Below are 11,939 nucleotides of genomic sequence, written 5' to 3'. Positions count from 1 at the left end.
CTCAGGCTTCCCTAAATTCGGTCCGAGCCAAGCCGTTATCGAGATTGATCGTGGTGCGCAGGCGCATGCGTTCGGGCGTCGGCGTCATGATCAACACCGCATCTATCTCGATCTTCAGGCCCACGGTTTTGTCGCCGAGGGTTACCGTAACCTTTGTTGCACTGTCCTTGAGACGCGGCTCGAAGGTTGCAAGCACCGAGCGGATCTCGCGCGCCAGGGCCTCGCGATCGAAGTCGCGGGAGGAACGGCCCGAGAAGGAAGGAACTCCGTAATTAACGACGCTGCGACGCACCTCCGGAAAATCGGCGAGCGACGGCGGGTTGCCCGCGGCCTGTTCGCTTTCAAGGTCGGAAAGAAGCGGAACGGCCTCGAAGCGCTCGGTGTTGAACAAAGCCTCGACATCGCGCCGCACGGCTTCCTTGAGCACACGAGCCGACACCACCACGCCACGGCTTTCGATTTCAGCGCGGTGCTGGCTTTGAAAGGCCAGGCGATGCAGACGCCGCTTCTGGTCGGCCGTCAACTCCGCGTCGGCGTCGATGAGCCGCGCGCTGGCCGCAACAAGATTGTCCAGCCGCTCCGCGCCAAGCTCGTCCTGCAGTGCCTGGCGCAGCCCGTCTATCTCGGAGGTCATACCCGGCAGCTCGTTTACGAGGCGGTCCCATAAAGAGGGCTGGACCGCTTCGCGCTTTGCTCGCGAGCTGCCGCTACCCAGCGACTTGTCCGCGCCGGGCCGCCGGGCCTCACTTGCCGACATAGACATCCATTTCGATTTCGTCGTTGTCGTCGTAGACGAACTTTATCTTCTTGTAGGCAAAGCTGACCTCTTCCTCGATCAGGTCCTCCTCATCCTCGGCCTGCGACATGTCGTATTCCATGATCGAGGCGTCGGTGAGTGTGACGACCAGGTAATCCTTGGTCTCGCCATCAATGGTCCGCCGTGCCGAAAACACGACTTCGTCCAGGGCCTTGTTTTCGAACAGCGCCTTTTTCAGGTAGGGCGAAGACTTGTCATAGTGCTTGGTGAACTTGATCATACCCAAGGACACGCGACCGCGACGCGAGAGCGAATTTGGATCATAGGGTGCGATCATCTTGTAATCGACGCCATGGATTTCGATTTCGTCCTCATGGCCATCTCGAGTGCTTGGACCCTTGATATCCGGAACCTTTAGAAAGCCATCAATCTTCGTATTTGTGGGCATTGTGTTTCTCCACCGCTTTCAAAAACCAAGATGTTGTTGCTGCAAATCAAGTCTTTACGGACGGAAGTTCCGAAACCAGCCGGAGCGAGGCATTGATACCCTCCAGCTGATAATGCGGGCGCAGATAGAAGCGGGCATTGTAGTAGCCGGGGCGCCCTTCCACACTGTCCACCTGAACCTCGGCGGCGGCGAGAGGGCGCTTGGCGCGCGCCTTGTCGTCGGCAAAGGCCGGGTTGGCCAGCACATACCGGTTGATCCATTCGGTCAGCCAGATCTGCATGTCGGAGCGCTCCTTGAACGAACCGACCTTGTCGCGCGCGATCGCCTTGAGGTAGTGGGCAAAGCGCGAGACCGGGAAAAGGTAGGGCAGGTTGGCGCTCAGCCGCTCGTTGGCCTGCGCATCGGGGTCGACCAGCCGTCCCGCCCTTGTTTCGTCGTCCTGCAGCGAATGGGCGCCAATGAAGGCGGCGAGATCGGTGTTCTTTCGATGCAGGATGGGCATCAGGCCGAGCTTGGCCAGCTCCGCCTCGCGCCGGTCGTCGATGGCGACCTCCGTCGGACATTTCATCGCTATCGAGCCATCATCGGTCGGGAAGCTGTGCACTGGCAGGTTAAGGACCGTGCCGCCATTTTCGACGCCGCGGATCTGCGTGCCCCAGCCATAGAGCTTGTGGCTGCGGTTTATATTCACGCCCATCGGGAATGCGGCGTTCATCCAGACGTATTTGTTATGATCGCCATGTACCTCCTCCTCGAAGGTGAAGCCCTTCACCGGAACGGTATCGGTGCCATACGGCAACCGTGCCAGAACGCGAGGCATGGTCAGGCCGATGTAGCGTGCATCCTCGCTCTCGCGCAGCGACTGCCACGAGGCATAGGCGGGGTTGGAGACGATCTGCTGCAGGTCCTGCGGGTTCGGCAATTCCTGCCAGCTATCCATGCGGAACAGGCGAGGCGAGGCAGCTGCGATAAAGGGCGTGTGCGCTGAGGCGCAGATACCGGAGATGTTGCGCAGCAGACCGACGTCGCGCGGGTGGTTGGAAAATTCGTACGCACCAATCACACAGCCGATCGGCTCGCCGCCAAGCATCGAATACTCGTCCGTGTAGACTTTCTTGAAGATCGGGCTCTGATCCCACATCTGGCCCTCATAATCCTCAAGCGTGTCGGCCAGCTGCTCCTTGGAAATGTTCATGACCCGGATCTTCAGCTTCTGATCCGTCTCGGTATTGTTGACGAGATACCACAGGCCACGCCATGTGCCCTCCATTTCGCGCACTTCCGGCGCGTGCAGGATCTCGTTGACTTGTTCGGAAAGCATCTTGTCGATCCCGGCGATCAGCGACTTGATCGACTTGATCGCATTCGACGAGATGGTCGTGGTATCGGAACGCGTCTGCGCTGCAAGTGCGAGATTGCGCACCAATTGCTGCAGCTTTTCACTGTCGTCCTTCTTGACCTTGAAATCCTTCTCGAGGAGCCCGCTGAATTCTCCAAGATCGATGGTTTCCGCCTCGGCGACGGCGGCGGTTTTTTGCTGTTCGGCCATGGTCATTCCCCTGCCTTGTCGTCCGCCAGTGCCTGGCTGGCGATCTGGCCAAGAAGCGGTTGATTGTTCAGCAGTTGCGCAATGCGCTTTTCGGCGTCGACGCGCCCGTCCATGAATCCGAGAAGTTCCTCGAGTTGGCGGCGCATCTTGAGGATTTCGGCCAATTGGGGCACTTGCTCGGCAATCTTGTCCGGCGCAAAATCGCCCATCTTGGTGAAGGTAAGATCGAGCGCCAGTTCCTCGTCCCGCTCGGCGCCTTCAGCCTGGGGCAGCGTATTCTTCACGCGGGCTTTGACGCGTGGTCCAAGTGCCTCCATGAAACGCGGAAACCGGTTCGCATCGGTCTCGACAAAGGAGCGGTCCAGCACCGACTTCGCCGCTTCCTTCGTCTGCGAAGCCCCCGAAAGGTCGGCCATGACGGCCATGACAAACGGCAGCTCGATGGTCGTTGGACTGCCGTAGGTTTCCACGTCATAGGCGATCTGCACCCGCGGCGCGCGATTTCGTTCGATGACCTTGGCTTTGCTTTCGGCTGGCATTGCTTGCTACCTTTCATCCTTCTGAGCCGTCTTCTTGGCATCGGGAACGCCGGCAAGAAGCCGGAACTCCTTCAGTCCCGACGGGGCGAGATCTTCCATCAGTTCAACAAAATCCATATGCACCATCCGGCGAACACGGCGGGCGAGGTGGGGGATCGGGCTCGATGGTTCGGTGCGGTCATAAAAGGCGACGACGAGGTCCAGGCATTTCACCACGTCGTCGCGCGAAGAAATCTCGTCGGGGAGTCCGGTGCTCGAGTCCGCGTAGCTAGCCACACTTGCCATTGTATCGGCTCCATGACCGTTTCGGGCAGGCATTACCGGTTCTGCAGGCGAAGGGGACGGCTTTGCCGAGCCATTCGCCATCGCGCCGGCAGCCGAGTTGCGCTCGAGGGTTGTCAGCAAACGCTGCAGGAACCGTTTTAATTCCGGAATGGTGGTCCCGCCGCTGCCTTCAAGGCGAGCGTTGAGGGCTGTCTCGACCGCTTCCAGTGCCGCGACCGCCGCGCGCGCATCGGCGATGAGCGACTGCATTTCCTCATTGGCTTGATCCGCCTGTGCCGCGCACCCGGCACGAACCCGGTTCAACAGTTGTCCGTGCGCACTGACAAGCGCTGCCTTTTCGGCCGCATTCAATCCTGACGCTGCTTCTTGCAGCATGACGCGGTCGTCGAGCGCAGCGTGTTCCAGGTCCCGTCCGCTGATCGGCCCGATCGAGCGTGGCGCAAACAAAGTCATTTGCCGCAGGTTGGCCAGCAGCCCGTCCTGACCGTTTTGAAGGTCGAGCAGCGCGTTGATGCGACGCAAGGCGGCCTGGCGAGGCGACGTGTTGGGCCGCAGCGCCGGGTGCATGGATTCCCAATGCTGGTCGAATGTCCGCCCAATAAGCGTCAGACCCTGCGCCAAGCCGGCCAGTCCCTGCTCGTTGGCCAGTGCGCGTGTGACAATTACAATCAGGCGCAGGTCGCGGCCACGCGCGCGCAATTCCTCGGCCTTGGTGAGCACTGCTGGCCAGTCGACGGGAATGGTGCTTTGCGAGACGGGCCTGTTGTTGCCGTCATGGACAACCTTGACCTGGGGCTCCGTCAGGCGCTCCAGTTCGTGAAACGCCGGATCGTTACGCAAATCCTCTCCCGACGGATTTTCACCGTCGAGCGGAGCAAGCCAGAGTGCGACGTCGATCACACCGATCCCCCAGTCACCGGCCCTGAGGCCGACCTGCCCCTACGTTATCACACGGTTGCGCTTTTCCACAATTCAGCGAGTGCGGAAAAAATTAACAAAAGCTAATGCAGCCTTGTCTTGATTGTGGAATCCCGGGGGCGTGATTAGCGAGCCCTGGACCAGGAACGCGTCGTGTTGGGATGTCAGGACCCGCGTTGTTTGCGGCCGGCGATGCAGGATCTTCCACCAATGATGGGAGCCCGCATAATCGGGCATTGAAACCTTTGTTCATCCCGCACTTTGTCAAGCGGCTGCTTATGTGGCAGGTTATCGACTTGCAGAGTGCAGGAGCACGTTCGATGGAACAGCGCCGGTCATCGCAGAGTTTCAAGCGCAAGGAACTGGTCGGCAAGCTCAATCCTCTCGGGTTGCGCGCCTTCAAGGCAGCGGCCGACAGTGCCAAGCTGCGCGGCAATCCCTACGTCGAACTCGTCCACTTCATCGAGCAGCTGGTGCTCTCCGACCGCTCGGATGTGCAAATGATGATCGCCGATGCGGGACTGGATGCGAGCCGACTTACGGCCGATATGACGCGTGCGGTGGACAAGCTGCCTTATGGCGCAACCTCGATCGAAGAGTTTTCCGACCATATCTTCCACGCCATCCAGGAGGCCTGGAATCTGGCAACACTGGAATTCGGCGTGGAGGAGGTCCGCAGCGCACATGTTCTGCTTGCTTGCCTGAAGACACCGGTGCTGGAAGGCCTGCTGTCGAAGATCAGCGGCGAGTTCGACAAGATCGACGCCGACGCCGTGGTGGCGCGCTTCGCCGATGTCACGGAGGGCTCACTCGAAGCCGGCGCTGCGCCAACGGTCACCGCGACAGAGGCGCCGCGGCGGGCTCCGGGCGGGGATTCGGCACTGGCCAAATATGCCACCGACCTGACCCAGCGCGCCCGCGACGGAAAGATCGACCCGGTCGTCGGCCGCGATCCGGAGATCAGGCAGATTGTCGACATATTGATGCGACGGCGGCAGAACAATCCGATCCTGACCGGCGAGGCGGGCGTCGGCAAGACTGCAGTCGTGGAGGGTTTTGCTCTGCGCATCGCCAAAGGCGATGTGCCGCCTCCACTGCAGGGAGTGAGCGTGCGCATGCTCGACGTCGGATTGATGCAGGCAGGCGCAAGCGTAAAAGGTGAATTCGAAAAACGGCTGAAGGCCGTAATCGACGAAGTTCAATCCTCTGAAGCGCCGGTCATCCTCTTCATCGACGAAGCCCATACCCTGATAGGCGCCGGTGGTGCTGCCGGAACCGGCGACGCTGCCAATCTGCTCAAGCCGGCGCTGGCGCGCGGCGAACTTCGCACGATAGCGGCAACGACCTGGGCGGAATACAAGCAGCACATCGAGAAAGACCCGGCACTGACCCGCCGCTTCCAGGTGATAAAGATCGACGAGCCTTCGGAATCGGTTGCCATCCTCATGTTGCGCGGCGTGGCTGGCGTTCTCGAACAGCACCACAAGGTCCAGATATTGGATGAGGCGATCGACGCGGCGGTCGCCCTGTCGCATCGCTACATCCCGGCGCGGCAGCTGCCGGACAAGGCGGTCAGCCTTCTCGACACCGCCTGCGCGCGTGTCGCCGTATCGCAGCACGCCACGCCGGCCGAGGTCGAGGACATTATGCGCCGTCGCCAGGCGCTGGAGGTCGAGCGCGGCATTATCGGCCGCGAGGCTGCAATCGGCATCGAAGTGGCCGAGCGGCAGGCACGGGTCGAGGCCGGACTTGCCGAGACCGAACGCACGCTCGCAGCCGCGCAGCAGCGCTGGGAGCGCGAAAAGGCGCTGGTGGCCGAGATACTCGAACTGCGTGCCAGGCTGCGCGGTGACGGCGTGCCGCTCGATGCCGTGGAAGGGCAGGAGGCCGCCATTGAGACAGAGAGCGTCGAGGTGCCAGGGACCGAACAGTCCACTGCCGGGACGAGGGTTCCGGCGGCAGATGGTACTCCGCCTCCCGATCCGGCTGCCGATCTCGCTCGGCTGCGCGAACTGATGAGCGAACTGGCCGAGGCGCAAGGCGAAACACCGCTGATCCTGCCATCGGTCGATCGCAACGCCGTGGCGGCCGTGGTTCAGGACTGGACGGGCATCCCGACGGGGCGGATGCTGTCGAGTCAGACCGAGAAGGCGCTGCGGCTCGCGGCCACTCTGTCCGAGCGCGTTGTGGGACAGGATCACGCCATGGAGATGATCGCCAAGCGCGTGCAGACCAGCCGCGCCGGTCTCGGCGCTCCGGAAAAGCCGGTGGGTGTATTCCTGCTTTGCGGTCCCTCGGGCGTCGGCAAGACCGAAACCGCCTTGGCACTGGCCGAAACGCTCTACGGCGGAGAGCAGAACCTGATCTCGATCAACATGTCCGAATTCCAGGAGGCGCATACGGTCTCCACCTTGAAGGGCGCGCCGCCCGGATATGTCGGCTATGGCAAAGGTGGAATTCTCACCGAGGCGGTGCGACGCAAGCCCTACTCGGTGATCCTGCTCGACGAGGTCGAGAAGGCGCATCCGGACGTGCACGAAATCTTCTTCCAGGTCTTTGATAAAGGGATGATGGACGACAGTGAAGGCCGACGGATCGATTTCAAGAATACGCTGATCCTTCTCACGTCGAATGTCGGCTCCGAAGTCATCATGGACCGGACAAGGAACGGGGCGGAACGGGCAGGGCTCGACGAATTGGACACCGCGTTGCGCAGTCCGTTGCTGAAGGTCTTTCCTGCGGCCTTTCTCGGCCGGGTGGTGACCATCCCTTACTTCCCGCTTTCGGATTCGATGATTGAAGCGATCACTCGTCACCAGTTCGCCAAGATTGCTCGCCGGCTGCGCGCAACCAACCATGCGGAATTGGTCATCGGCGATGGTGTCATGGATCTGGTCAAGGCCCGCTGCACGGAAATCGAATCGGGCGGCAGGATGATTGACGCAATTCTGACCAACACTCTTCTTCCGGAATTGAGCCGCGGCGTGCTGAACCGGTCGCTCGCTGGTGAAAAGATGACGAAGGTGACGGTTGGCGCCTCAGCCCAAGGGTTTACCTATTCCTTCGAATAAGTGCGCGAATATTACGGGCGTCTCCTTTCGTCAGCTGTAGCGTTAATCGCTCATGCGGCAGCAAGCCAACACCACCCATCTTTGCTAGTAAGCCAAGTGGGTCTAAATAATGCCGCGAAGGAATCCGATATGACCGATCCACAGCTCTCAGTCCGTAGCGGCAAGGCGCGTGATCTTGCGCGCCGCCTGGCTCGCCGTCAAAATCGCACCATTGTGGACGTGGTCGAGCGCGCGCTCGAGTACTACCAGCTCCGAGAGGCCGGTCGTGAGCCTGCTTCGGTCTTCTATCGGCGTCTTTCAGCGCAATCCGTTACAGACATCGATCTTGACGCAGTGATTCATGAAACCGGATCAGCCGGCTGAACGGCTGGAGCAAGGTTGCCCGACTGGAGCAGGCGTTTCGTATCTCTGACTGAAGAAGCTGCTCTGGCTTGCCGATTGATTATGGGTGCTGCTGTTCGCAAGAGGTGCAGCATAGCGGCATCCGCTGGTACAAAGGAAGATGCGCCGGCGCCGGTCAAGCACGGGGAAAGGGAGCGCCTACGGCAATGTTTCCGTTCTCGCCGTAAGTGCTGGCAGCTGATCTGATCCGTTCAGAGCCGGCCGCTGTCCAGCCCCGACGGTAGGCACGGCCTTTACGGGCTGCGGCCATCTTGCGGGCTCAGGTCGCGATGACCACGATGAACAATGACATCAGCTGCTTCGTTGGGGATTGCAGGCAGTGTGCTAAGCGCAGCCGGCACAGAAAGCGCGAAAAAGTGGATAAGTTGTGCTCGCTGATATGAGTTAAGGCCATGAACAGAGTGGATGCCATCAACAGGTTGCAGCGGACAGCTGATGCCGTGAGACGCATGGGCGCGACCGCGCTTTACCTGTTTGGGTCAACGGTTCGAGATGAAGCCGGACAAGGAAGCGATCTTGACCTTTTCATCGATTATGATCCCAAGAGCCGTTTCAATGCCTTCGATCTTGTGGGCATTAAGCTCCTTCTGGAGGATGAACTGCACGTCCCGGTCGACGTAACCACCCGGGATGGCCTGCATCCCCGGTTGCGGCCGCAAATCGAACAATCGGCCGTGCGCATCTTCTGAATGGCACGTGAATTCCGCCATGCCTTGGACGATATCCTCGAGGCCATCAACGGGATTCAGGCCGCTGTCGCAGGCAAAACGTGGCCGACTATCAAGGCGACTGGGTTCTCAAGCACGCTGTGCAGCGCGGCACCGAAATTATTTCCGAGGCCAGCCGAGCCTTGCCAGATGAAGTCAAAGCCCTCCAGCCGGACATCCCAGGGCGTCAGGTGCGCACGATCGGAAATGTACTGCGGCATGAATATCACGGCCTGGCAGACAATATCATCTGGGGTGTGGTCGTTGACGAACTTCCCGCGTTGAAAGCAGCCATTGAAGCCCTGAGCGAGCGGTTTGCTGATGAATAGGCGGCAAATCCCTGAATTGCCCTAAGCACCCTACGCTTCCGATTTCGCCATCCTGCCTGCACCGTAACCGCACGGCAGCCGACGCTGCCCTTTTTTCAAGAAACCAAATAGGCTCGCTGGGCTTGCGAGACAGCGAAAGGTGCCTGATCTGAAACAGATGCCGGACGTGAAACAATTGAGATTGCTCGGCGTCCTCACAGCGGCGGCGATCGGTGTATATGTCTGCTATCTGCTGGCGTGGCCTTTTTTGCCGGCATTGACCTGGGCGCTGGTCCTGGCAATCATCCTGTCTCCGGCTCATGGATGGGTTGAGAGACGGGTCGGAAATCGAAACCTGGCCGCATTGATATCTGTAAGCGTTGCGGCGATTGCCGTCGGCCTGCCGCTGGTACTCGTCGCCCAACAGCTCGTTCGCGAGGCGGTAAACGGAGCCAAATACCTGGAGGAGGTCGTCCGTGGTTGGGACGCAGACGGTTTCATGTCTGACTATCCCACGCTTTCGACCATTGCCCAATGGATTGAGAACCAATTCGATCCGGCCGGTTCGGTCGCAACATTCGTACAATGGCTGACGGGACAAAGCACATCGCTGTTGCGCGGCTCCATCTATCAGGTCGCGATGTTCGGTCTGACATTTTATCTTCTGTTCTATTTTCTGCGGGATCGCCAACAGGGCCTGCAAGCCGTCGCGGGCCTTTCGCCCCTGCGCGCCCCCGAGACAGCACGCATCTTGTCCCGCTTTGCGGAGACCGTTCATGCGACACTTCTCGGCACCGTGTTCGTCGCCGCCGTCCAGGGAACACTAGGTGGCCTGATGTTCTGGTGGCTCGGTCTGCCCACGCCGGTCTTTTGGGGGCTTGTCATGGGACTTCTTGCCATCGTGCCTGTGCTCGGGGCATTTGTAATCTGGGTGCCTGCGGCAGCCTATCTCGCACTGGCGGGGGCTTGGGCCAGCGCGGCGATATTGACCGTCTGGGGCGGCGTCATTGTCGGTGGCATCGACAATCTGCTCTATCCGATGCTTGTCGGGAACAGGTTGCGCCTCCACACCGTGGTGGCCTTTATTGGCTCGGTCGGCGGCATTGTCCTGTTCGGAGCATCCGGCCTAGTCCTCGGCCCCGCGGTGATCGCCATCACCGTCAGCCTCATCGACGTGCTGAAGGATCGAATGACTGATCAGCCCGGAGAGGCGGCGACGCGCCCTACCGAGCTACCGCACCAGTCCGCAACGGATTGAACAATGTTACCAACCCTGGGTGCTTGCCGTGACCTTAGCCAAACGCATCGGAGGCTTGTTGGCTCGCGTCCCACTCTCCAAACGCCTCTGACCTGTTCGACCGAGGTGCGCCCACAGGCGGTGGCATCCGCGGCGCCAGGCAATGCCCTCATTCCACTTGATGGGCGTTTTTCTGTGGCGATCCAGCATGATCTTAGCAAACTTTAATGCAAATCTTGGAGGGGCGGTTCTATCGTCCGGCTGACAACTTCCGAGACGAAGAATTGGCCATGCCGATCCATCGAAAAGCCCAGACTGCTGGTATTTTTAGTCCATCCGAGCTGGCGCTTCTGGGCCGGGTATTCGATTGGCTCAAGGGTGACTGTCAATCCGAGCATGAGCATGAAGCGCTCGCGTCCCGGATCATTGCAAATTACATGGCCGGAGTGATGGACGAGGCCGAACTGCTCTCGACTTCGAAGCTGCCGCTGGGCCGATAAGGCGGCGCTGCTTCACCTTGGGCTGACTGGCCTTCAAGCGCGCAGCCGGCAAAACTGAGCAAGTCTCCTGGCAGACATTCAATCAGGCAAGCACATCAGCCAGGCTGCTGGATCGCGGCGAGCTTCCAGTCATCGCCGTCCTGGCGCGTGAAGGTCCACAGTTCGGTTGTCTCCGTCGGCTGATCGGGCTGGCCCTCAACGATCTTGCCGCTTGTGCGATCGCGGGTCACGTCGCGAGATTCATAGCGCAAAGCAGCCGTCGCGTAGTCGCGATCACCCTCCCGCCAACTTTCCGCAATATCGGCCTCCAGCAGCCCCACATCCGATACATCATTCCTGACACCCTTTTTGGCATTATCGGCAAGTTCCTCGGACAGATAGGAGACCATTTCTGGCGTCGCCAGCCGGCGCAAGGCAGCATGGTCCTCGCGCCCGAATGCTTCCTGAACTTCCGTCAGCCGCTGTTGGAACGTGTCGAGATCGCTTTGGGTGAGTGTGATGTCATCGGAAGCATTGTCTGGGCTCGCTCCGCCATAGCCTGACCCAATACCTGGAATGGGGAAAGCTGTGGCGTTGCTCGGCTCAGGCCGGGCTGCTGCGCTTCGCCCAAAGGTCCCCGTACCCCTCGAGGCACCGGCCATGGCGGGCGCCGGGCCTCGGACCGTCTGCGAGCGGAAAAAGCGGATCGCTAGCATGATCGCGCCGCCGATCACCAGTACTTGGAGCAAAAGACCCAACATGCCGACCATACCGCCGAAGCCATGGCCCAGTAGAACGCCGATCAAACCGCCAAGAAACAGCCCCCGCATCATCGACCCACCGAGGCTGTTGAAGAAGCCTGGACGCTGGAATGCCTGCGGCTGACGGGGCGCATTGTTCGTTGCCGCATTAGGTGTCATCGAGCGCTCGACCGGTGCGGCCGGTTGCGGCGCAACTCTGGTCGGCGGAACCGGCTGGAAAGTGCGCATGCCGCGACTGCCGAAACTGCCACCACGACGCGCATCGGCGTGATCCACAGCGACCATGGAAAATGCCAGGAACAACCCCGCAAACAAAACTGCAAATCGGCCCCAACGCGAAATCAGCATAGGCAAATCCTCAAGTGACGCTTTGTCCACCCATATGGGGTGCGTCGATCGAAATATCAGTGAATCGTGCGCCGAGATATTTTCGGACGGCATGGTCGGCCGCCGCCGGTGCTCACGACGACAATGTCCA

12 protein-coding genes are annotated in these 11,939 nt (G+C 60.3%); 6 read left to right on the top strand and 6 right to left on the bottom strand.

The window, feature by feature from the left end:
- Position 1 precedes the first annotated feature (1 nt).
- Genes tssE through tssA form a run of 5 tightly spaced genes read right to left on the bottom strand, consistent with a single transcriptional unit; the run spans position 2 to position 4,478 of the window.
- Positions 2–757: a type VI secretion system baseplate subunit TssE gene (tssE, locus tag RQ479_RS12900; protein WP_376705925.1), complete on the bottom strand. Its 756-nt coding sequence runs from the start codon at positions 755–757 to the stop codon at positions 2–4.
- On the bottom strand, positions 744–1,205 hold the full coding sequence (locus tag RQ479_RS12895; RefSeq protein WP_023678576.1) for a type VI secretion system tube protein TssD: 462 nt from the start codon (positions 1,203–1,205) through the stop codon (positions 744–746). The genes tssE and RQ479_RS12895 overlap by 14 nt, the downstream gene beginning before the upstream one ends.
- Before the next feature lie 46 nt (positions 1,206–1,251).
- Positions 1,252–2,754, bottom strand: a complete 1,503-nt coding sequence (gene tssC, locus RQ479_RS12890) for a type VI secretion system contractile sheath large subunit (RefSeq protein WP_023720342.1) — start codon at positions 2,752–2,754, stop codon at positions 1,252–1,254.
- Between the two features lie 2 nt (positions 2,755–2,756).
- Positions 2,757–3,293, bottom strand: coding sequence for a type VI secretion system contractile sheath small subunit (gene tssB / locus RQ479_RS12885; protein WP_292655782.1), 537 nt, complete (start codon positions 3,291–3,293; stop codon positions 2,757–2,759).
- A gap of 6 nt (positions 3,294–3,299) precedes the next feature.
- Positions 3,300–4,478 carry a type VI secretion system protein TssA gene (tssA, locus tag RQ479_RS12880; RefSeq protein ID WP_376705356.1) on the bottom strand — a complete coding sequence of 393 codons (1,179 nt, stop codon included), beginning with the start codon at positions 4,476–4,478 and terminating at the stop codon, positions 3,300–3,302.
- A gap of 338 nt (positions 4,479–4,816) precedes the next feature.
- Here tssA and tssH point away from each other — a divergent pair, with 338 nt between their 5' ends.
- The 6 genes from tssH to RQ479_RS12850 all read left to right on the top strand — a co-directional run bounded on the left by tssH (position 4,817) and on the right by RQ479_RS12850 (position 10,721).
- Positions 4,817–7,567, top strand: a complete 2,751-nt coding sequence (tssH, locus tag RQ479_RS12875; RefSeq protein WP_376705355.1) for a type VI secretion system ATPase TssH — start codon at positions 4,817–4,819, stop codon at positions 7,565–7,567.
- A 129-nt stretch (positions 7,568–7,696) separates the two neighbouring features.
- Entirely contained in the window at positions 7,697–7,930 is a 234-nt protein-coding gene (locus RQ479_RS12870) for a plasmid stabilization protein (RefSeq protein WP_376705354.1), read from the top strand.
- 431 nt (positions 7,931–8,361) lie between these two features.
- On the top strand, positions 8,362–8,658 hold the full coding sequence (locus RQ479_RS12865) for a nucleotidyltransferase family protein (RefSeq protein ID WP_292655791.1): 297 nt from the start codon (positions 8,362–8,364) through the stop codon (positions 8,656–8,658).
- Between the two features lie 80 nt (positions 8,659–8,738).
- Entirely contained in the window at positions 8,739–9,005 is a 267-nt protein-coding gene (locus RQ479_RS12860) for a DUF86 domain-containing protein (protein WP_376705353.1), read from the top strand.
- A 139-nt stretch (positions 9,006–9,144) separates the two neighbouring features.
- Complete coding sequence (locus RQ479_RS12855) at positions 9,145–10,242, top strand: AI-2E family transporter (protein ID WP_376705352.1); 1,098 nt, start codon at positions 9,145–9,147, stop codon at positions 10,240–10,242.
- Between the two features lie 206 nt (positions 10,243–10,448).
- Entirely contained in the window at positions 10,449–10,721 is a 273-nt protein-coding gene (locus tag RQ479_RS12850; protein ID WP_376705351.1) for a hypothetical protein, read from the top strand.
- A gap of 95 nt (positions 10,722–10,816) precedes the next feature.
- Here the strand turns inward: RQ479_RS12850 and RQ479_RS12845 are convergent, their stop codons facing one another.
- Positions 10,817–11,806, bottom strand: a complete 990-nt coding sequence (locus RQ479_RS12845) for a Tim44 domain-containing protein (protein ID WP_376705924.1) — start codon at positions 11,804–11,806, stop codon at positions 10,817–10,819.
- Between the last annotated feature and the right edge of the window lie 133 nt (positions 11,807–11,939).

Origin of the sequence: Mesorhizobium sp. ISC25 (assembly GCF_042295465.1) — a bacterium.
GTDB lineage: Bacteria > Pseudomonadota > Alphaproteobacteria > Rhizobiales > Rhizobiaceae > Mesorhizobium.
The sequence above is the reverse complement of the archived record's forward strand: the minus strand, read 5'-3'. Positions and strand labels throughout refer to the sequence as shown.

Coding starts and splice junctions, on each gene's coding strand:
- tssE (WP_376705925.1), bottom strand. CDS start 757: ATGTCGGCAAGTGAGGCCCGGCGGCCCGGCGCGGACAAGTCGCTGGGT.
- RQ479_RS12895 (WP_023678576.1), bottom strand. CDS start 1,205: ATGCCCACAAATACGAAGATTGATGGCTTTCTAAAGGTTCCGGATATC.
- tssC (WP_023720342.1), bottom strand. CDS start 2,754: ATGGCCGAACAGCAAAAAACCGCCGCCGTCGCCGAGGCGGAAACCATC.
- tssB (WP_292655782.1), bottom strand. CDS start 3,293: ATGCCAGCCGAAAGCAAAGCCAAGGTCATCGAACGAAATCGCGCGCCG.
- tssH (WP_376705355.1), top strand. CDS start 4,817: ATGGAACAGCGCCGGTCATCGCAGAGTTTCAAGCGCAAGGAACTGGTC.
- RQ479_RS12870 (WP_376705354.1), top strand. CDS start 7,697: ATGACCGATCCACAGCTCTCAGTCCGTAGCGGCAAGGCGCGTGATCTT.
- RQ479_RS12865 (WP_292655791.1), top strand. CDS start 8,362: ATGAACAGAGTGGATGCCATCAACAGGTTGCAGCGGACAGCTGATGCC.
- RQ479_RS12850 (WP_376705351.1), top strand. CDS start 10,449: ATGCAAATCTTGGAGGGGCGGTTCTATCGTCCGGCTGACAACTTCCGA.